Here is a 21,151-nt window from a genome sequence, read left to right on the forward strand (position 1 = left end):
GCGCTTACGTATAGTGCGTGTCAACGCTCAGCCCGTTGCTTGCCACAGGTTGTCATTCAAAGCGTCCAGAACTAGGTCCAAGTTGCCGCCAAGATTGCGGTTCAAGCCTTTGAGGCCGCCATCGTTCCTGAAGGCATCATTGACCTGCTGCGGGTCTATGATCACTTCATGCACCAGTTGTTTGGCCAATCGCTCGAGCCAGCGCCGCTGCACGGGCGTCCAAGGTTGCAGAGCATAGATTTTTTGCATGGCATTCATCACACGCTGCTCGAACGGGAGCAACGCTTCGCCGATGGCTGCCTGGCGAATATAGCCGATGATGCTGGCAGCTATTTCCTGGTTGGTTTGGGAGCGCCAGGCGCTTTTCAGGCTGGCCTCGCTGAAGCCGTGCTGGTCGAGGAGCAAGCGCACTTCACGAAGTTGCTCACGAGTCAGATCTTTAGGGCGGTTAACCACGACGCCAAGGGCCGCAGATTGGTTGAGTTGTTTGTGGATAAACTCATGAAAACTTTCAAGGTAGTCCGCTGGTTTCTGGTTCTTGCCGTAGTTTTGCTCGCGAACCATCAACTCGTCGGTGTGTGTGGAAATTATCGGGTAATTTTCCGACCCAAGTAGAGCGCTGACGGTGGCCAGTTGGTTGATCAGTTGGCTGTGTTGGTTCATAAAGTTAGCGGCTTGCTGCGGACCGAGCTTATGCAGGTGACTGTGAAGTTTGGACGGTTCGACGCCCCAGGTATCCTGCAACTCATCCAACTTTTGTTTGAGGCTTGGTTTGCTCTCGGCCTTGTGCTGAGCCTTGCGCAGAATGCGCATGACGCGCTGACTCAGTTGGTCGAGCACATCGTGAGCGTGGCTGCTGTCTTGTTGGCTGCCGGGTGCATCGTGGCTGGCACTGTTGCTGAGTTCGCTGACCAACTGCTCCAAGGATATGTTGGGATTCTTGACTAGCGGTTTCATGGTGTCGACCGCTTCAAGGCTGGCGTAGAGGTCGACAGGGTCATAAATGCGGAATACGGTTTTTCCAATTTCGTCGCAACGGCGGGTTGCGCGGCCTTTCATCTGCTCATAGAGAATGCGCGAGCGCACGCGGCGCATAAACACCAGATTGCAGATTTTCGGCACATCAATGCCAGTGGTTAACAAGTCGACAGTAATTGCGATGCTGGGGTGAGGCTCGTTCTTGTAACGGCGAATCAGTTGATCAACCTTGTCGCTCTGGCCGGTAATGATGCGCACTGTCGCTTCGTTGTATTGCTCGCCGTAAGCGAACTTGAAGGCGTCATCAAGCAGATTTTTCACGCGTTCGGCATGGGCTTGGTTGACGCAGAAAATCATCGTTTTCTCTTCGCCGAACGGGTCGAGCTCATTGGCCAGCTCGTCGCAGATGACCTTGTCAAAGGCGGGCGTGATTACGCGGCGGTTGAACGATTCGATGTTGAAAGTGAGTTCGTCGTCCAGTTCGGCTACGTCGACTTCGCCGGTTTGGGTGTTGATAACGCTGACCGATTCGCCCTTTTCAAAGCGTATGCCTTGCTGACTGAGCTGGGTTTCATAGCGAATCGGTGGCTCGTGATCGATGAGCCAGTCATCGGCAACGGCTTCTCGATAGCTATAGGTGAATACCGGTTTGCCGAAAATTTCGCTGGTGTGTTTGGCTGGTGTGGCCGTAAGGCCGATGCGGCAGGCATCGAAGTGATCGAGCACGCGACGGTATTGCGATAGGTATTGGCTGTGATCGCGTACGGCCAGCTCGCCTTCGGTCATCTCTTGGTCGAGCGTGTAACCCCGGTGGGCTTCGTCGACGATGATGCAGTCGAACTCCCCCACGGACGGTGGGTTGTCTGAGCGGAAAATACGGCTGACCATGGCTTGCACGGTGGCTACTTGGACGCGGGTTTCCGCTTCTGCAGCCATGTCTCCGAGCTCTTTGATGTCGTAGATCTGCCCTAGGGTGTGATTCTGCTCAAGCGTGGTGTCGTTGAACGAGTCGATGGCCTGCTGGCCAAGGGCACTGCGGTCGACCAGAAACAAAATGCGCTTGAAGCGTTCGGTTTTGAGGAAACGATACATCAGGCCAATGATAGTGCGGGTTTTACCGGTGCCAGTGGCCATGGCCAGAAGGCAATCTCGCTGGCTGTTAGCTAGCGCCTGTTCCACTGACTGGATGGCTTTCTCTTGGTAATCGCGCAGTTTCAGGTAAGCAAAGCCCTCTACTTCGAGCTTGGCCTCGGCTTCAGCCTGGCTGCGCTTGAGCAGGTCGAGCAGGTCGCTGGGCGTGTGGAAGTCTGGCAGCGGCCGGCGCGTGTTGGCGGGGCTGCGCAGGTCGCGGAACCAGGTGCCGGATTGTTCTGCGAGCTGCTTGATAAAGGGGCGGCCGTTACAGGCGAAGGCAAAGGGCACACGGAAGTGGCTGCCGTCACCATCAATCCAAGGGTGTGCTTGGCCAGCTTGCAGCCAGGGCTGTAGATGTTCGGGGGAGAGGTTGAACTCGCGGGCATAACGCTCCGCTTGGGAAATGCGGTCGGCGATATTGATGCGTTTACGCTTGGCTTCGACGATGGCTATGGGCGTAAGCCCGGCGAACAGCACGTAGTCGGCACAAGCTTTGGTGCTGCTGGTGGGCCACTCTGCGATGGCCTTGTTCTTACCCTTCTCGGGGCGTGCGCCTTTGCTGTAAGTGAGGTCGAGGGAATCTGCGGCCCAGCCAGAATCGATCAACTGCTGGTCGATCAAGATGCGGGTAAGGTCTTCGGAGAGATCAAAGCTGCTGCTGGCCTGCTGGGTTTTCTTGGCAACCTGTTTGCTGGCCTGCGGCTGTGCGGCCAGCTTTTGCTGCAGTGCTTTGAGGCCTTGTTCATGCTCGGTGCGCATCTTGTGTAAAGCGGCCTCGTGCTCTGCGGCCAATTGCTTATGGTTGCGAGACTCGGCATCCATCTGTTCGGCGAGCACAGCATATTCCTCGGCTTCGCGTTTGAGCAGTTCGGCGAGCTGCTGGTTACTCTCCAACTGCTGGTTAGATTCGCTGAGCTGTGCTTTGAACTGTTCGATCTGGCTTTGCAGGTCGCGTAGTGGGGTGCTGGGGTCGCTGGGTGTGACGAAAGGACCGGGCTTGAAGGTGTAGGCGTCCTTGCCGAAGGACTGGTGATACCAGATGGCCAAGGCACGACCGACTTTTAGCCCATCCATGGCTTCACGATGTTGGGTTCGGAACCCGTGGATGGCTCTGTTTCCTTCAACGCGTAAGGTATGAAATAAGCTGCGGATGTTTTGATCCAGCTGGATCTCACGACTGAGCTTATAGAGCAGGTCGGACTGGGTGGTATTGGTATCAAATTCGATACCGGAGCGGCTAGCCAAGTCTTGGGCCAGGGCTTCGCCAAGTTGGCGCAGTTTGATCAGAGTGGTGTTGGGATCGCTGGCGAATGCCTGCTCGGCTGTGCTCGCAAGCTTTAGGAAGACGGGATCGTGCTCCTGGAGAAAAGCGAAGTTACTGCTGGCTGCCATGGTCGATCCTTCGGTTGCGTATCCAGTCAGGGCGCAAAGCCTTGCACTTAAATGCGTAAGTCGCGGTAGCTTAACCAAGGTAAGCCGAGTTTAGCCATGGCATTGCGCCATTCATTACGCTAATACGAGACTTTCCCCAGGCCCTACGTGAAATCGGTAATCGCCATTAGTAGGGAGTCGTTTTTGCTGCGTAACCGTGCCTTGCTAGCGTTTGGTTTGGACATAGTCTTTTAAAAAGGCTGTGCAACACATCAAACACATCAGCTTCCAAGCGGTTACCGGCTCGTAGAGCCTGGGGTTTCAAAGGGAGCTCCCTTTGGCACCGGATGTGTATACATCCATGGCGTGCCTGTATTTTTTTTGAGTTGCTGCTTTTTTCTGACTGTCAGGTGTTTGTCAGGCCTTTGCAGGGCATTTGTCAGGAGTCGAATGGGCTGTCAGGCATTTGTCAGGCATTTGTGGGCACATTGTCATGCGTTTGTCAGGCTTAGCCGAATTTAGGAGCCAAAGTAAATGCTTGATATGCGGTTTAGGAAAAGGGGGAAAGATTCCGGCTATTTTTTGTGGCGTGCTGTGTGAAGAGGCCACGCAGGTCATGGGCTCGCAGGGCCATTTGTCAGTTGAAAGTGGTGACTAGCTAGCTCTCAGTATTGATTGCTAACTATCGCCAATGCAGCAAGTCATCCGAGCTGTCCCCGTGTAATCCAGGGTTGGTGCTCACAACGTTAGGCCAATTGAGCCGGAATCCTTCCCTCATAACCGGCCCTGAAGCCTCTGGTTTTATTGGCTCATCCTGGCCTAGCCGGAATCTTTCCCTGTTTCGCGGCGGGTGAAGCGCACTGGGTGTCCAACGGGGCCGAGTGTTGCCTTGAAGGCTCTTTGGGTCGAGAGAGAGGGCATGTTGCGTAATTGCACGGACTTGACCACCCATTTGCATTCGACTTGACCAGTCGTTTGCATTGGATTTCACCAGCACACTTGGTGGCTCGACGGGCAGAAGTCGACCCATAGCTGCCAGTCATCCATATCGAATGAATCTATGGTGTTTTCTTGCTAAAGCTTGAGCACGGAAGTCACCCTAGGCTTCAGCAGTGTTCAGAAGGTCTCCAGCTCGTGCTGTTACATCACGATGGGCATCGGTCAGATCGCTTGAACAACGCACTGAGGACGCGCTGTCCGTATAAGCCGACGCCAAGACCCGACACGATGAAAACGACTGCAACGATTTTGTTAAGTGACAGGGTCTCATTAAAAATCATGACTGAACCGAGCAGGCCGAATACCGGCACCAATAACGACAATGGCGCGACGGTAGACACTGGATATCGTTTCAGAAGTGAATTCCACACCCAGTAGCCGAACAGTGTATTGGGGTATACCTGGAACAGGATCGACAGGACGGCGCGGTAGTCGAGTTGATTCACCAATGCGCTGTAACCCGTCGAGCCGTTAACAGCGTAATCAAGCGCGAAAAGAGGGATGGGCGAAAATGCGCTGGACCACACCAGGAAAGCGAAGACCTGGGTGGTCTTGGCCTTTTTGTTGATCACGTTGGCCGCACTCCAGGCGACCGCTCCCAGCAGCACCAGGATCAGCCCGGCCGTCGTTACTGTCCCATCAACAATTGAGATGATGCTCAACAAGCCACAGGAGGCGATACCTATACCCGCAAGTTGGTAGCGGGAAATCGCTTCCTTGAATATCCATGAGCCCAGCAGGATGGTGAAAAACGCGCTGAACTGAAGCACCAGCGAAGCGATGCCTGCTGAAAGACCAGACTTGATGCCAAGGTTAACGATGCCCCAAAGTCCGATACCGAAGACCAGACCGTAACCAATGATGTAGCGCCACTGCACATCAGGTTTCGGAATGAAAAAGATCGCTGGAAGTGCGCAAAGCGTGAAGCGAATGCCAGCAAGAATCAGCGGGTCAACGGTGGTGAGGCCCAGTTTGATAACCGAGAAATTCACGCCCCATATGGCAGTAATTGAGATTGCGAGTAGTAGGTGCCCGGCTTTCATACTGATCTTCCTTGAATGGTCGTTGAGAAATGACTTGTAAGAACCCACAGCGCCAAAGCTGTAGCGCTGATCAAGGCGCCCAGCAGGCTTACTGCCATCCAGCCCCAGAGCGCATAAACCTGGGTCGCGGCTGCCGCCCCCAGCGCGCTACCGACCGAGTAGAAGCACATGTATGCGCCGACCATGCGACTTTGGGCGTCGGGTCGAGCAGCAAAAATGAGGCTCTGGTTGGTGACGTGTACTGCTTGCACCGCGAAGTCGAGCAAGACCACTCCGCAGAGCAGCGCTATCAGGGACGTCTCGGCAAAAGTGATGGGCAACCAAGAAAGCGTCAGGAGCCCCAGCGAAATGCCGGTGACTCTTTGTCCCAAACCTTGATCGGCCCAGCGACCGGCTCTTCTGGCAGCAAGGGCACCGGCGACGCCGGCCAAGCCGAACATGCCGATGGCAGTGTGTGAAAGCGACAGCGGCGGAGCGCTCAACGGCAGCACCATGGATGTCCATAGCACGGAAAAAGCGGCAAAGATCAGTAAGGCCAACAGGCCCCTGATACGCAAAACCGGTTCGGTCATGAACAGCTTGAAGAACGACCGGATGAGAGCTTGGTAGGAGTGTTGATTGCGTGGCGACACTGCGGCAGGAAGCACTTTCCAGAGCACCGCCGCGATGGTCAGCATCAATCCTGAGGAAACGAAATAAACGGCGCGCCAGCCCGCTAGATCTGCGATCAGCCCAGAGGTAAACCGCGCCAGAAGAATGCCCAGGACAACTCCGCTGGTTACGGTTCCCACTGCCTGCCCACGTTGTGATGGCGTTGCCAACACGGCGGCATATGCCACAAGCACCTGAACGACCACTGCCAGTAAGCCCATCATGCTCATGGCTCCCAGCAGGGCCAGCCATTGCTGTGACGCGCCGACTGCCGCCAGCGCAATTGCAGACAGCGTCACTTGAGTCAAAATCAGCCGTTTACGGTTGACCATATCGCCCAGCGGTACGATGAACAGCAACCCCAGCGCGTATCCAACCTGAGTGGCCGTCACCACGACCCCGATCAATCCTGAGGCGACGCCCAGGCTCTCAGCCATTGAGGCGAGCAAGGGTTGGGCAAAATAAACATTGGCTACTGCAAGTGCGCAGGTGACGGAAAACAATAACGTGAGCGAGGGAGAAAGCCCCGGAGACCGGTCGGCCCTGCTGCTTTCTCCGATATCCGTATGCGGCAATCCCGAAGGCCGCCTGGAGAAACGTTTGGTGGTTGAGTCGGCATCTGCTGTCATGCACGCCTCCATGGCGTTAAACTGGTTTCAATTAAGAACTGGTTTTAATTATTGCTGAGCCAGGTTTCAAATTGCAACCACATTGATCCAGATTTATCGGCAGACTTGGCACCCTTATTCAAAAGGTAAATACGATGGTCGAAGGCGCTTCACCGCAAAGCAGCGAATGCCCGGTAGCAAGAACACTGGAGGCAATTGGGGATCGCTGGTCGCTCATGATTATCCGCGACGCATTTGACGACATTCGCCGATTCAGCGAGTTTCAAAAGAGCTTGGGCGTGGCCAAAAATATTCTGGCATCGCGACTAAAAACGTTGGTTGAAGTCGGTGTATTCGACGTTCGACCGGCGTCAGATGGAAGCGCCTACAAGGAGTACGTCCTAACGGACAAAGGACGGGAGATCTTTCCGGTCGTGGTCAGTATGAGACAGTGGGGCGAACGCTTCCTGTTCAAGCCGGAAGAGACACGTTCTGTGCTGTTGGACAACGAATCCGGACAGTCTCTGATGCCAATTGATGTTCGCTCATCAAGCGGTCAAAAACTTGGACCGTCTGACTGCCACAGAGTGAGACTTGTTACCGGCGGGGCGTGAATCGACAGCAGACATTACGAATGCCCGCTTTTGGCCGATTTCTGCCCGTCACCATGGACTGCAATCGGCCGAAAGCTACCTACAACGGGAGCAGAAAGCAGCCAGTAACGGATACCGGTTTTTCATGATGTTCAGCGAATAAACATCCATTGAGCGTTCGTGTTCAAAGCCTGCGAGCAATTTCCTCCCACATGTAGTCGTATTCGTATTGCAGCCATCGGACCAGCACCTTATCAAACTGCCTGCGTAGCCAATTACGCTTCCGCGCCGCCAGCCTTTCCTCGATCGTCGCTCTGAGCCAGTCGGGGTCAAAGCCTGTCCAGACAGAGGGCAAGACTGCTGCAAGGTTGGAGAAGCAAACGGGCGCCACTTCTGAATAAAAGATTTCGTAGAGTACGTCAGGATCGGCGCCTTTGACCTGGCGCGCGATGTAGTCGTAATCGGTCGGAAAATAGTTGAATGGCTCGGACAGTGCGGCTCTGACGTCTGTCAGTTGTGGTTCGGTCAGAAAATGTCCCAATGCGAAAATTCCTCCAGTTCCTCATCCAGCGACTCCGCGACCACTCCGCCCGCGACGCCACCGACGACCGATCCCACCAAGACCACCGCAATTGCGCAGATCGGGGCTCCTGGGCCACACAGCGCACTGACGCCCAACCCAGCTAGTACGCCGCCTAACGCACCGCCAACGACGATGATGCCTTGCCGGGCCGTTTCTTTGGGCTTGTTTTCCGCGTTCAGGATTTGATATGTCGCCAGGGCTGCGGTAACGAGAACGCCGAGTTTGCCCATGATCATCATTTTTTTAGTGCCTAGCGTGAACTTGGCATCGTCCCGGCCGGCGGCTTCCAAAATGGTGTAATGAACCTTCTTCTGCTCTGCGGCTGAAAGGCTTTCGTAGCTCTTTTTGAAGAGATCGTTAGAGTAACGATCCATAAGCCATTTTAGTGTTCAGTCATGACACTCCCGTAGAGATAGAGCACCGTGCAATGCTAAGCAGGAAAAAGGGGACTTATTTATTTGAAAAATAAATGCGTCCCCATTTACAAGCTCGTTACTAACCCGCGTCACCACTGTTTGGTTCTGGAAGCGCATCCGGACACTCATCGGCCCATCGCGTAACCGTCATGTCTTTGAGTCGCTCACCAATGGTGTCGACGCGCAAGCAGGCACCTTTCTTTGAATAGAACAGGATGCAGCGCGAGCTATCAAAAGAGCAGGTATCGAGTTCCAGGAAATTGCGTGCAGCCAGCTCGCGCTCGACACCACTGTATTCATAGCCATCGCTGGTGTGCATCCGGGTTGGCTTCCATCCTTGTTTGATCAACTTGGACCTGGCCGACACCAAGGGCTCATCGACGGCGATGCCTGCTGGCCCGTGCTTGTCGTTTGTCGCTTGCGAGCCGCCGGCAAACGCAAAGCTTGTACCCGTGCAATAAATTGCGAGCAGCAGGAGGATCGGTGTCTTCATTTAGCAGTTCCTCCAGCTGATTTGTAGCTCGCCAAAAACTTTGGATACTCGGCGTACGGTTGAGGTGGATAGTGGTTCTTCTTGCCAGGCCCTTCCGGGAGTGCCGCCCACCTAGTAGCCGCCTTCGGCATTGCGCCCGGAATGTCTCCAGCCTTGATCTTGTCGATTACACCAAGGGTGCGCAGAATGTCGACCGTGATGAGGTCTTGCGTATGGGGCGAAAAGTCCGTCAGGCCCATCTTTTCGCCATACTCACGCCATGTGGCAATGTTGATTTGATACAAGCCCGATGCCGTAGTTTTTCCGCCGTAGCCGGCGCCCGGATGGGTAGACTCATCAGTGAAAGTCCATTTTCCGGTTTTAAAACCCTCGGCCCAGCCATGACCGTATTTCGCGTGATAGTCACCGCCTTCGGCTTCGCCAATGGCGAACAAAAATGCCTTGACGTTTTTGTCCTTCAAATACTCTTCGTTCTCGGCCCGTCTTTTCTGTTTTTTTGCGTCTAGCTCTACAGTTTTCGGGGTGTTGTCTTTGACGGGCGTCACCGCTCTGGTGGCGACGGGAGACATCTTCCTGCCATTCCTGCTAACGACTTCAGCCATGCCTTAGTCCTCCAGAAACAGTTGGATTGTTTCAGGCAGGTGCGAACTCACTACATGCGTGTACCCCATAGCATCACTAACGCCGTGTTCCAAGCTGCCGTCAGCGCGTTTAATGGCGTATTCAAAATTGGCTAAAGGTTCGCCCGACTCTTGGTCAACCAATTTGAATTTGTCGCTGAAGTGCACTGGCATCGGCATCAGGCCGCTGAAGGGCGCTGATACAACGGTGTCGCCAATAATGACCGTGCCGGAGCCACCCACAACTACGTTGCCGTGGCCACCGGTACTGCCTTGAGTAGCGGCATTCAGTCCATTGATAAAAACCGTCGAGCTGACCGCTCCAGTGATCGGGCTACCGCATGCGGATTTATCGGTCATCCGAGCGGCGGGAAGACCGTCGAAATTGACATTGGGTGAGCCGCTGACAATAGGATTTGTGCCATGCCCCGGGAGCGGGCAACTGGTGGGATCTGTGACTCGGGCCGCAGGTTTTCCACTCATGGGAAGCTCCTTTTCAAAGATTCAGTTGTCCTTGGCCTGATTGGAATTGAAATCGAAATTCCGGCCACTGAGAGAGTACGTAGATCAAGCGTGTGGGTGAGATAGAAAGTGCGCCCTGGGGGAGGAACGCAAAAAAATCTACCGCCCATTTACATTTGCGTCGCACAGAATGCCTGAGGCAAAAGTTGCGTTCAACATTTCTTACAATTCTTTGATTGACTGTTGTGGAGTTGCCTTCGATCGAGTACTCGTAATGCCTGCGCGTCCGGATAGGGGTGAAGTTTCCTGTGCATAGCAAGCTCATTTGGACAAAAAAGGGGACAGGCGTATTTTCCGAAAAAAATGCATCACCTTTTTTGCGCTTGCTTTAAGCCGTCTCCACCTGATCTGTCGACTGACCGCTAACGACCCATAGCTGCCCTCCGTGATGGTTATCTATCGACCCAAAGGAGCATTTTATCGAGCAGGAAGAATCGCGCGCTGAAAGATCAAATCGCAAACCGAACAGACGATTGTGCCTCCGACTGCAGCCAAGGTTTGCAAACCGTGCAAAATTTCTTAACTCAATAGATTATGGGCACTACGCCACTATCAATAAGGAAATGCTCCGTGGAAGCTTCGACGACCATCCGTAATATGATGGCCAACAACCGAATCGTGGTGCCTGCCTATCAACGCGCCTATGCCTGGGAAACGCCTACCGAGGGCTCAAACCGGACCACGCAGACGGATGTGTTCCTCTACGACCTTGAGTCATACCGCCGCAGCAAGACCCGAAGTCCATATTACTTCGGCCACTTCCTGTTTGAGGAGGCGCAAGGGGAGTTTAGGGTGATTGACGGTCAGCAACGTCTAACGACGATTAGTCTCTTCTTAGCGGCACTATTCGCATGCCTGCAGGGCAAGCGAGCGCTTACCGAAGATGAGCAGGACTGCTACAAGGACCTAGTCAAGCGGGAAAGCCAGATCCGCTTCAAGACAGTCGACTATGACAACCAAGTATTTGTCGATTATGTGATCAACCAATCTAGGAAAGACGTCCCTACTGTAAAGACGACTTCAGCCAAGCGGCTCATTATGGCCTTCGATTACTTCAAGATGATGCTAAGCAGCCAATCTGAGGAGTATATGACAGACATGCTGAGAATCGTGTCCCAGGCCTCGTGCAGCACGCACCCTGTTCGGGATGAAGCTGAAGCAATTCAGATGTTCATTTTCCAGAATAACCGAGGTAAGCGACCATCCAACCTAGAAGTGGTGAAAGCGCAGTTCATGTACGCCATACATCTGCACGGAGAGGATCAACAGCAAAAAGACAGTCTTATCGATGAGATAAAAAATCGTTTCGAAACTATTTACAAGTCGATATCGGCGATTGAGTACCGAATCAATGAAGATGATGTGTTGCAGATTACCCTTCGCGTTTACTTTAACTCCCTTTGGGAGAGCGGTGCATTGGACAGAGTCGAGAAAATGCTGGCCGGGCAGTCGCCACTTGAATTCGTACAGGTATTTACCGATTCCCTAGCAATCAGTTTTGAGCATTTATCTGTTTTCTTTGGTGAGGACGAACGGAGCAATTTCCCGATCCACTCATTAGTGACCTTGGGCGGGATCGCGATCGTACTGCCGTTCATTCTCAAAGCCTATCGGTTCGGCCTTAGCCTTTCTGACAAGAACAGACTCTGCGTTGCTTTTGAGAGCCTTATCATCCGTCATCGCCTGATTGGCACGCGTGCGGACATTACTTCTCGCATAAATGATGTTTACGAGGCATTTTCCACGGAGCAGTCGTCGATAGACCCGATCCTTAATCAGATCGAGCGGCTTAAGACTGCGAGTGATTGGTGGTGGGCCTATTGGAACAACGATAAATTGCTTGTTGTCTTGGACGGTGAAATCAACCACAAAACCGCCAAGCATCTGTTGTGGAAATATGAAGTACACCTCGAAGGAGATGGTCACCGTGGCTACGCACAACGGCGCTACAGTGACATTTACCGACCCGAGTTGGAGCACATTGCTCCCACTACCGAACCATCGGTCCACCCCCACGGCTATGACACCTACAACGAGACCTTCAGAGAGGAATACCTAAACTGTCTCGGCAACTATCTACTGCTTTCCAAATCCCATAACTGTGCGGTGGGCAACATCCCGTTCAAGCAGAAACTGGAAACCTATACTCACAACTTCCAACAGAGAGAGATCACGAGCTTCGTGAGCAATGGCCGGGTCTGGGGTCAGGATGCAATCCAGGAGCGGCATGACAAAATCGTCGCTGCCCTAATGACTATGCTTTGACTGAACCGACTCGGCTTTTGAAGACATTTCAAATGACTGCTTTTTGGTCGACTGCCTCAGGCCACCACAGGCTATAGTCGACCCATAGCCGCCGGTAGCAATAGCAGAAATTGACCAAAGCTGGAATTCCATATCGCGATTCACTTGATTTTTGAAATAATCGGCTATTACCGACTATTCAAAAAAGACAGATCAACATCATTTGGGCTTTTTACTGGGTGTTGCTCTCGTAGTTTTAATGCTAGTTCAGCTAGCTTTTTAAATGTATCTGGTATTGGGTTGCATGATTCGGCCATATGTTCAGCTAGTCTCACTTTGTTTATTGAGCCGGCCTTCATGTTTATGCTGCTCACAAAACTTGCCAGCTGGGCAAACCATGGTTTTTTTGCATCAAATATGGCGGAAAAATCTGACTTTATGTTTTCATTGGAGTTTAAAATTACGTCGCATTTAAAGCTGGACTCTATGAACAGTTCTGGAGGAAATGCTTCTTCGAGTGACCCGCCATCACTTCCGTCTGGATACTTTACAACTGGGGTTTGAGGAATCTTAAATGCAGTGATTAATTCATCGTCAATGTGTTGGGCTTCTCTTTTTCCTGGCCGGTCATCGTCATAAGTCATGATTATTGGTCTGTCGTGACTCAATGTTTTTCTCAAAAGTCGGATTGAGTTTCTAAGATTTCCGATGCCATTGTAGTTTGCGATAACGATTCCATGTGTTTTAAAGTCTAGCCCACAGTCCTCAAGGAGCATTTGAAAAATAGCTTCTTCGGACTCGCCTTCAACAAAAATATAAATGCATTGAGCCCCAGCAGCTTTTTTCATGATTTCCTCTGCGCAAAGAGAGTCAAGCATTTCGTCGTAAATAATATCTTCCATTGTTGTAGCCATTGTGATTTTTCCTTTGGGCGTTAACTCAGGTTCCGTGAAATAAAGATTGGTGCCTCTCGTAACCAGGGTGTGGTTGGAATAGCGCTATTTGTCGATTCCTTTTCCTATCTCGACAAATCTCTTTAAGTAGGCGTCAATCGGGGCGCCCCTTAGGGTTTGACGCATCAATATACTCTCACCTACTACATTCGCCGTAAATAATGAATGCACAAGACCCAGTTAGACACAATATCTTGATGTCGCTGAGTTCCAGCATTTTGTCCGGCCTCGATCATTTCGACCGTCAGCTTCTGGCCGTTTTCTGCCCATTGCGAGCGGCAGAGAACGGCCAAAAGCGGATGTCCTCACGCGTTCTTGAGTGAGACGCAATGCAGGTCAAGGCGCAGGTGGATTCCTGCGTTGACTGCGGTATCACCGCCGAAACCCAGATGCACGTCGACCGGTTGCTAGCCAAGGCCAGCGCGCAGTTGGGTATCAAGGCTCCGATTGCGTGACAACCCAGTGGCCGGCGAGTGAATCATCACCGTTGGTCTTCCTGCCTTTGAGGGTGCGTGTTCTCCGCCGCCCTGTGCTAAACCTACATGTGTCCCCAAGGCTGGCCGAGAGGGGGCTCTAGGGATAGTGAAGTTCGACAGTACATCCTGATTGCGTAATGTCAGGTGTGGCACGAGGGTTCACACCGCGCCAGCGCCGTCCATTCATCCATCGGAACACTGTCCGAACAGCCCGAGATTCCCTATATGGACACAGAAGCTTCTTCAAACGTACTCCCTGGCCGATGCCCTATCGAAGCAACAAGTGACCCGACGGATGAGCCTGAAGACATAGATCAAGGCACCATGAAGCTGATAGTGGGCCTTATTGCAGTGTCTCTGGGAGCAGTGTGTACCCTCTTGGCAGGCAAATGGCTTGATTCTATCAGTGAAGCATACGTCCAAGGTGGTTGGGCGCGGGACGTATTTGTGGGGTCCCTGTTCTCAATTGCCGCGTTCCTACTTGCCTATCTTGGCGGTTCGAAGTGCGAGGCCTGGCTGAGCAAGATTGCTGCAATCGCTGCACTCGGGGTTGCGTTGTTCCCATGTAACTGCAAGCTATGCCCAGCTGTTGACGAAGCCGTGCGCACGGCGGGAGCCGCGTTAGCCAGCTGTGTTGAGCCCCCAACGATGGAACGGGTGCCCGGCGTTCATCTGGCGTCCGCTACAGTTCTCTTTTTAGTCCTTACCGCGTTTTGCCGCATTTTCTACCTCAGGGCTAAACGAAAATGCGAGCAGTCGCTCACTCAAAAGCCGACTATGGCCGGCCGACGAATGGTGATCTACTTAATATGCGCTATCGCAATACTCGGGTCGGTTGCCGCGTTAGGAGTTGGGGCGATATCCCACTTAGACGAAAAATACCGAGGCTTTGTATTTGCAGGCGAATCGGCCGGTCTGTTCGCATTTGGCATCTCTTGGTTAACCGCCAGCAAGGTTGTACCCTGGCTTGCGGACGATAGAGAGAGGCTGCACCCCACACTCAGAAGGAAACGGAGGGCCGCCATTGATTCTGGTGCAGGCATTAGTGGGCCTAAGGCAAGGCCTTTGCGACCACAATGAAGGCGGTCGCATTCGATCAGCTCCGGCCCACAATTGTTGCGCTGTGGAAAGTCAGTGTATGACCTGGTCAGGCGATGCGATCGGCTGAGCGACCAACATTAGGACTCCGCCCTCGCTCGCAAAAAGGTTCAGGCTGACTGCAGTTTGATGGAATCGCTCATGAAAACTGCCCCAGGTACCGAAATTGTAGTTTCACTTAGTGGTGGTTATTCTCCGTTTTAATTAGGGCATTTTGTTGGTTAATATTTCCTCTTTTGCTCTAGCGCCTTCTAGCGAACCTCCACCTCCTGATGCGCTTATGCCACCTCGTCGATGATCTTCGGCTGCCTGGTTGTACGCCCGTTGCATATCCTCTGCTTCCCTAGCTTTTTGCATTTGTAACTCTGCCAATTTTTTCGCCTCGGCATCTGCCTTCCGCTTTGCCTCTTCCATAATCATCTCGGCCTCTTTCTTTCGCTTCTCTGCCTCGCGTTTAGTTTGTTCGGCGAGTTCATCCAATCTCTTCTGCTGTTCTTTAGCTTGTTTTAAGTATGCTTTGTTTCTTTCTTCAGACTCACGACGAATCTTTTCCATTTGGTGTTCTATTTCCTTAAAGTGATCTTGGACTTCACTAGTGCTAGAAGTGCTGCGCGCCCTGTGTGCTGGCGCTTTTATTTTGGGGGGTTGAGAGTTTGATTGGGGTGGTGCCTCAGTTGGTGATTGGTTATCGAAAATACCTTTTGAGGCTTGAGTTAGGTCGTACATGGTTCGTGCGGCATCTTCATCTTTCGCAAGAAGTGGTAGAATGTTTAGAAGTTCGACTACGGAGCTTACTAATTTTGCTCTGTGCAATGAATGATCAAAAGGCTGGTCAGCAGCCAGCTGTACCGCCATTAAGGCCGCTGCATTAACATTGCTGAGACTTAGGCCGGTATCGATAGCTTCTTTTGTTTTCAAATATTGAGACTTGTCATCGGAAAATGCATTCGGGATCTGTGTAAAGCTAACTCCGACCCCGGTCGAGCCAACTATTAAGTCTAAAGATAAAGCAAGACCGCTTGTCACTGAGAACATGGCTGGCGGCGATAGGAGAAGAGGGGCTGCAAATGCGAGTAAAACAATGCTGCCAGATAATTGAAGCATCACCTCCGTAGTAGGCTTTTGCAAAAAAGCGTCAATGGCATTCCATTGCTCCTGTGCTGCAAGCGCAAAACCTTCAAGCTCGTGGTTCAATGCTTTTTCTATTTCATAAAGGTCTGCGCCGGCATTATCCATTAAACTTATCCTCGGCTGTAGCCAAGTAGAAGAGTGGCACTCCTGCTGGGGCATAACCACCCTTGTATGTCACTAGATACAACCGTCCGGGAGCTTTGGCTATACATGTACTATTGTTTATTCGATCTTCAAGTGCTTGAATTCTGGTTTGGGCCAGTTCTATTTGAGTGCTGAGAATTTTGCGAGTCAGCAGGTTTAACGCGTTATCTATCTTTGAATCCTGCTCTGCTTGCTTTAGCATTATGTCAGCTTCTAAAAAATCGTTTCGAATAAACATGTACATTTCTGGGCTCACAATTCCTCGTTCCATAGCGGTTTTTACAGCATTCATCATTTTTTCTTTATATGTGCGAGCGTTGTTGTATAAATTAAGTCTAATGGTTTTTCGCTCGACTTCACAGTTCCTTACTTCGTTAATTGCGTCATCGAGTGCCTGCTCCAGTTGGAATTTTATACTTGAAAGTAATTTGATTTTTGCGTTGGTTTCCGTAGTGTCGAGTTTGAGTATTGGCTGGCCGGCCGCAACACTTTCGCCGTGAGGAACATAAAGTGTTTCGACAAAGCCTTCGATCTCGGTTGCATGGCTAGTAGCGTGAGGCGGAATACTGGGGCCCGTGAACTCTGCAATAATATCTCCTTTCTCGAAGTAAGCATCTCCACTCCTTGTGTATTTATAACATCCGGCGTGGGGGGGCGTATATTTTGCATCTGATTTTATTGCTTTCATTTATTTGTGCGAAGTCAAGAAGACAGCTGTTAAAATTGGCAAGCCAATTTTGCATTCTGTTCGCTTTTAACAAAAGTACTCGTTCATCTATAGATTCTATCTGTGCTACAGCTTTCGATTGGTCAGTCAGGTATTGAGAACTAAGATATTCTTCAAGTGAGCACATGCCAAGTTTGAATCTTCTGAGTCGCGATTCGGAGATCTGATTAAAGTTAGACTCTATTTCATGTTTATAATTGATTCTGATTTTTAGGAGGTCCTTGTAATCGGTACGAGCTTGGGAGGTTTGCCCATACAGGGATACGAACAAATTACTCGTCTCTCCTAGAATGTCTTTCGCAGCTAAAATCTGTGCACTTGCCAGTTGCATCGTTGTGTCATCAAATGCATATAGAAGATCTTCTTGATTGGCTTGGGCGTTAGTGGAGTGGTGTTTTGCAAATGCTGAGAATGGGGATATCAAATACATAGGGGCGCCTTGTGCTTTCATTCGTCAGTAAAAAGCAATCCATTTATATATCGATATTTCGAAAGGTAATGCATTGCTATTTGTAAGTTATAGATCAACTAAGAACGCTCGCTTCTCCGTTCGTCCGTTCGTCCGTTCTTCCGGCACAAAGCTATGCCAACGTAGTTTTGTGCGCTGAACTGCTCCGGAACAGCGCTTCTCACGAAGCAAGAAGGGGTACCAAGATTCAAGACGGGCTAAACATGGTTTTAGCCCTCCTCTATGTGCTCGAGGCTGGCAATCATCCAGTCAACATCCCCGATGCTGGACATCCTTCCTCGAGCTTCCGCTTATGGCCGATCTCTGCCTGTCGTCAATATGCCGTGTGCTGGTCAAGTCGAATGCAAACGCTTGGTCAGCACGAATGCAATTCACTGGTCAGTGGCAATGCAAATAGGTGGTCAAGTGGAGTGCGGCATGTGCAGGGCCGGGTGCAGGTGCCCGATCAGGAACGGTTTAGTGCTTACGGTACGATAGAAAGGATGCGGGTCGATGCTGAATCACGTCGCGTCGCAAAAGACCGGAAAGTGACGAGCCAGAGATGAGGCAGTGAAGGGTGGTGCGGCTATAGCTTGAGCTGCTGTCGCACTTTGGAAAGTAGCCATTCCAGCTCTGGCAGTTTGATGTCCTCCAGGACCTCCAGCATTGTTCACAACGTGAACTAGTGGCGTTGTTTGGTTTCATCAATGGACTCGCTAGGTCACAGAGCTCCGTATCGTCGAACACCGCTAGTCAGGAAGTTGGTCCGAGCGGATTCCTATCCCGGGTAATGAAGTATTCCCACCAGTAGCAGGGCTGATCGATGGGCACGCTAGTCAAGTCTCCGTGTGCTTTTGAATCTTCTTTTTCATACGTCCCAGTTCGCCAAGTGAGTAAGCTTGAAAGTGACCTGTCAGTAGTCTATCTAGCTCATTCTCGGTTGCTCCTAGCGCTCTGGCTACTTGATCGAGCGACAACCGCTTTGCCTCAACTGCTTGGCACATCGATGCCACTATCTGTGCTTTGGCCTGCATGGTCTTGGCATCGGGGAAGCCAAGATCGTCATAGACGTTGCCGCTGCTTGTTTCGACCTTGCTCATGGTGATCACCGAGCCGGATTAAAATGATTAGAAAGGATTAAGGGAGTGCGCGCTTTCTGTAGAGCCCCGCAGATCCGCGGGGTGTAGAGGATCTCGGCTGTGGATAACTTATCCAACAGTACGGTATTTGCTAGCCAACGGTACGGTAGTTTCTATCCAACAGTACGGTACTGCCTAGCCAACGGTACGGTATCTAAGTTCCGTTTGGATCCACTGCCTTTTCTTCCTAGGTGCCTGGATTGGCTGCTGCTTGGTGTTTTCCTAATGTGCACGTTGCCACCGCGAATCTCATAGCTGAACGGCTGGCCGTGGAGGTCGCTAGCGTGTTGCAGTGAGTCCAGTGCCCTTAGAAGATTTTGTTCTCGGCTGGATGCTGATGCGTTCTGGCAGCCGGCCATCAGCAAGAGCGTGTCAACCGATACTGGTATGGGCTCGGCATGACTCGATAAATAGCCATGCAGCCATTGCGCAAGTGGTTTTGAATTCAGGCTCCGACGAACGGACCAATCAATGTGAGTGAATTCATTTGGTCCGAACATTTTGTAGAGCTCATGGTTAAGAGTAATTACGAGCTCATGCGTAATTTCGTCCCTATAGATTGAGTCAATCAGGCCGCCGGTGTAGGAGTGCTGTGTTGCACTTATCTCAATCGTGGCGGCTGCGAGTCTGAAAAGGCGCTTGTTAAGAGTTTTCCGATTGTTGCCAGCATCGGTCTTCCCTTGCTGCTTCAGTAATTCGTACGCACAGGTTTTGAAGGATCTTCCCAGCATTTTCCGGCGTGCGATATGCAGAAGTGTGATCCAGACATCTAGGTCGCCTTGATCTAGTCGCGGCCCTGTATATCGCATACGCGTAGGTCTTTGAGTAAAAATTTCGGCGCGCTGGAGAAATGCCTGACTACTGGATCGACTGGAACCAAAGAGCGCTGAACGGAGTGTGACATTGGGTATGCCCCTCATTTCATCTGGCCAGCTGGTCAGCAGGGCTTCAGTCTTGGGGGCATCCTGCTGTATTTCCGGTGAGGTGGGCGACCGGTTGGAAAACGACTCTCCCAGTCGCGTCAGTGCGGCCAACGCAGACACTGGTTAGCCTCACGCTTCGTCTATAAAGCGAGCAATGCCGACGACGCGGAAGTAAACGCGGCGACCAATTTTGATCCTGCATGGCTTGAGGTTTCGTGCGATTTCATTGTCCCCGGAAAGCGTGATGCGTAGCCCTTCAGGGCTGCGATGAAGGATATCGGCTACTTGCGATAACGAGAGGAGTGGAGACCCGCCGTTGCTGGTCAGAATCAGTTCTTCGGTTGTCATGTCTTTGCACCTACTTGAGTAATGTAGGTGGAACAATACGAGTAGTTACGCCTAGAATGAGATGAGTGTTTTTAACGTATAGGTTGACATGGCGCGCGCTGATTACCTCGAACACCTGTTGACTAGCTTCGCCAGCGATCCCCGGTGTTCGCCTGATTTCGATTCGGGTTTCAAGGCTGTTCTCTCGGGCTTGTCTGTATCTTCAAGTCTTACCTCCAGGCGCTACCCAATCTGGCCTCTAGTTCGGAAGCAGCTTGATAGAGTCTTTGATAGGTGCATCGAAAGCTACAAAGGCGACTGGGCAAGGGTGTTGCTGGCAGGCGTTCGCTTGTCGGAGATGGCGCAGCGGCCACCGCTTTTGTGGGCAATCCCTAGCACGAAGCTAGCCGAAAATGGTGATAGCACGCTGGCTGTAGAGATTGTGGTGAGTGATCTCGTGGATGCTAAACCAGAAGGTATGCCTGAAATCGACTGGCAGCTCCTGAACTTGGAGCGCTGGGATTCAAACTTTAGATTTGCTATACGCAGCTTGCTTGGTCCGTCAGGTATTCCACTTCCTGATGCTGGAGTTTTATGCGGCGCTCTTGAGTCGGTGCGTGAGTTGTTTCGATTATTCAGGCACTTCAGACCCAAGCTCACCAAGGCTTTGATGGACTTTGATGCTCTGAGAGATGACCGTACGCGGCCGCAGGGTACGTTGTACTGCGAACTCTGTTGGCGAGAAAGCATCAGGTCTAAAAGGTTGCAGGAGATTGATGTCAACGAGCGGCAGGGAATTGGTGCGGTGCTTCGCTCTGGAACATTGACTGAAGATGAGCAGGACGTGAGGTGGGAACAGGCTCTGATGCTGAAAACATGCCAGCATCTTCCTCCGACAGTCGCGTTGATCTCGAGAGCAGAGGCTGTAGAGCTTGGGCGTGTATTTGGAGGGTTTCGCGTCGAGCGAATGACGGCTGGGAATCTAAGCCAGCGGTATTGCTCGATCCATAAGCCTGGCTCATCAAAATATCATGCGGATCTGCGTTACAAGGCGGCGTTTCAACACCACCTTTCAGTCCTGATGGGGTCGGCTAGGTCTGATTTTGCGGTGAATTTTCGACCCCCCGACGCTGCTGATATGCAAGAAGTGCGAAAGACAGCGTATGACCAGGTGCATTCAGGTCTGCATGCAATAGCGCCACGTAGAGGTGCGTTAATAGGGCTGCGTGAGAAAGTCTGGCTTATGCATTGTGATGGGCTCAGTCAGTCTGGAATGGCAAAGCGCTTGGGTATTTCGCGACAGGCCATATCAAAAGCCAAGAAAAGCCTGGAGCAGTTGGTCAACGCCCACCATGCGGGTAATTATATTAATCCGCTAACAGGAGAAGCGCAGGTGCCTGAGGGTATTCGGGACGATATCCGGGATGCACTAAGGCGTGGGCTGTCAGTCGCAGCTATCGCTAAAGAGGTGGGTCTTGGCAAAGGCACAGTCGACGGGCTGGTTCGATTGATGGATTCACGTTAGTCAAA

Annotated in this window: 17 protein-coding genes and 1 pseudogene; 4 read left to right on the forward strand and 14 right to left on the reverse strand. The window is 51.8% G+C overall.

The window, feature by feature from the left end; translation table 11 throughout:
* Positions 1-27 precede the first annotated feature (27 nt).
* The 3 genes from hsdR to CUN63_RS15455 form a co-directional block, all read right to left on the reverse strand.
* Complete coding sequence (gene hsdR, locus CUN63_RS15445) at positions 28-3,504, reverse strand: type I restriction-modification system endonuclease (protein WP_129440657.1); 3,477 nt, start codon at positions 3,502-3,504, stop codon at positions 28-30.
* A gap of 1,124 nt (positions 3,505-4,628) precedes the next feature.
* Positions 4,629-5,525 carry an EamA family transporter gene (locus CUN63_RS15450; RefSeq protein WP_129440659.1) on the reverse strand — a complete coding sequence of 299 codons (897 nt, stop codon included), beginning with the start codon at positions 5,523-5,525 and terminating at the stop codon, positions 4,629-4,631.
* Entirely contained in the window at positions 5,522-6,805 is a 1,284-nt protein-coding gene (locus CUN63_RS15455; RefSeq protein ID WP_129440661.1) for an MFS transporter, read from the reverse strand. Before CUN63_RS15455 ends, CUN63_RS15450 begins: the two co-directional genes overlap by 4 nt.
* A gap of 134 nt (positions 6,806-6,939) precedes the next feature.
* Between CUN63_RS15455 and CUN63_RS15460 the strand changes: the two genes are divergently transcribed.
* Positions 6,940-7,398, forward strand: coding sequence for a helix-turn-helix domain-containing protein (locus CUN63_RS15460; protein ID WP_129440663.1), 459 nt, complete (start codon positions 6,940-6,942; stop codon positions 7,396-7,398).
* A 163-nt stretch (positions 7,399-7,561) separates the two neighbouring features.
* Here CUN63_RS15460 and CUN63_RS15465 read toward each other — a convergent pair whose 3' ends face one another.
* From CUN63_RS15465 to CUN63_RS15485, 5 genes and pseudogenes are all read right to left on the reverse strand, one after another.
* Positions 7,562-7,918 carry a hypothetical protein gene (locus CUN63_RS15465; protein ID WP_129440665.1) on the reverse strand — a complete coding sequence of 119 codons (357 nt, stop codon included), beginning with the start codon at positions 7,916-7,918 and terminating at the stop codon, positions 7,562-7,564.
* Positions 7,903-8,346 (reverse strand): annotated as a pseudogene (locus CUN63_RS15470) (hypothetical protein); the annotation flags it as partial. The pseudogene CUN63_RS15470 and the gene CUN63_RS15465, both read right to left, overlap by 16 nt.
* A 109-nt stretch (positions 8,347-8,455) precedes the next feature.
* On the reverse strand, positions 8,456-8,869 hold the full coding sequence (locus CUN63_RS15475; RefSeq protein ID WP_129440667.1) for a hypothetical protein: 414 nt from the start codon (positions 8,867-8,869) through the stop codon (positions 8,456-8,458).
* Positions 8,866-9,471, reverse strand: coding sequence for a hypothetical protein (locus tag CUN63_RS15480; RefSeq protein WP_218570149.1), 606 nt, complete (start codon positions 9,469-9,471; stop codon positions 8,866-8,868). The genes CUN63_RS15475 and CUN63_RS15480 overlap by 4 nt, the downstream gene beginning before the upstream one ends.
* 3 nt (positions 9,472-9,474) lie before the next feature.
* Positions 9,475-9,972, reverse strand: coding sequence for a PAAR domain-containing protein (locus tag CUN63_RS15485; protein ID WP_129440669.1), 498 nt, complete (start codon positions 9,970-9,972; stop codon positions 9,475-9,477).
* Between the two features lie 609 nt (positions 9,973-10,581).
* Between CUN63_RS15485 and CUN63_RS15490 the strand changes: the two genes are divergently transcribed.
* Positions 10,582-12,276 carry a DUF262 domain-containing protein gene (locus CUN63_RS15490; RefSeq protein ID WP_256657743.1) on the forward strand — a complete coding sequence of 565 codons (1,695 nt, stop codon included), beginning with the start codon at positions 10,582-10,584 and terminating at the stop codon, positions 12,274-12,276.
* 167 nt (positions 12,277-12,443) lie between these two features.
* On the opposite strand, the gene CUN63_RS15495 is transcribed toward CUN63_RS15490, so the two are convergent.
* Positions 12,444-13,169, reverse strand: a complete 726-nt coding sequence (locus CUN63_RS15495; RefSeq protein WP_129440671.1) for a TOPRIM nucleotidyl transferase/hydrolase domain-containing protein — start codon at positions 13,167-13,169, stop codon at positions 12,444-12,446.
* 368 nt (positions 13,170-13,537) lie between these two features.
* On the opposite strand from CUN63_RS15495, the gene CUN63_RS32205 reads away from it, so the two are divergent.
* Complete coding sequence (locus CUN63_RS32205) at positions 13,538-13,663, forward strand: hypothetical protein (protein ID WP_256657528.1); 126 nt, start codon at positions 13,538-13,540, stop codon at positions 13,661-13,663.
* 1,323 nt (positions 13,664-14,986) lie between these two features.
* Here the strand turns inward: CUN63_RS32205 and CUN63_RS15500 are convergent.
* The 5 genes from CUN63_RS15500 to CUN63_RS15525 all read right to left on the reverse strand — a co-directional run bounded on the left by CUN63_RS15500 (position 14,987) and on the right by CUN63_RS15525 (position 19,642).
* Positions 14,987-16,018 (reverse strand): hypothetical protein, encoded by a 1,032-nt coding sequence (locus tag CUN63_RS15500; RefSeq protein ID WP_129440673.1) that lies wholly within the window; start codon positions 16,016-16,018, stop codon positions 14,987-14,989.
* A complete protein-coding gene (locus CUN63_RS15505; protein WP_129440675.1) occupies positions 16,011-16,745 on the reverse strand; it encodes a hypothetical protein in 735 nt (244 codons plus the stop codon). The genes CUN63_RS15500 and CUN63_RS15505 overlap by 8 nt, the downstream gene beginning before the upstream one ends.
* Positions 16,746-18,068: 1,323 nt before the next feature.
* Entirely contained in the window at positions 18,069-18,332 is a 264-nt protein-coding gene (locus CUN63_RS15515; RefSeq protein WP_129440677.1) for an XRE family transcriptional regulator, read from the reverse strand.
* A 152-nt stretch (positions 18,333-18,484) separates the two neighbouring features.
* Positions 18,485-19,414, reverse strand: coding sequence for a plasmid replication initiator TrfA (gene trfA / locus CUN63_RS32750; protein WP_371928182.1), 930 nt, complete (start codon positions 19,412-19,414; stop codon positions 18,485-18,487).
* Positions 19,415-19,423: 9 nt separating this feature from the next.
* Positions 19,424-19,642, reverse strand: coding sequence for a DNA-binding protein (locus tag CUN63_RS15525; protein ID WP_129440679.1), 219 nt, complete (start codon positions 19,640-19,642; stop codon positions 19,424-19,426).
* An 88-nt stretch (positions 19,643-19,730) separates the two neighbouring features.
* On the opposite strand from CUN63_RS15525, the gene CUN63_RS15530 reads away from it, so the two are divergent.
* Complete coding sequence (locus CUN63_RS15530) at positions 19,731-21,146, forward strand: MarR family transcriptional regulator (RefSeq protein ID WP_129440681.1); 1,416 nt, start codon at positions 19,731-19,733, stop codon at positions 21,144-21,146.
* Positions 21,147-21,151: the final 5 nt, after the last annotated feature.

This window comes from Pseudomonas sp. ACM7 (assembly GCF_004136015.1).
Taxonomy (GTDB): Bacteria; Pseudomonadota; Gammaproteobacteria; order Pseudomonadales; family Pseudomonadaceae; genus Aquipseudomonas; species Aquipseudomonas frigoris.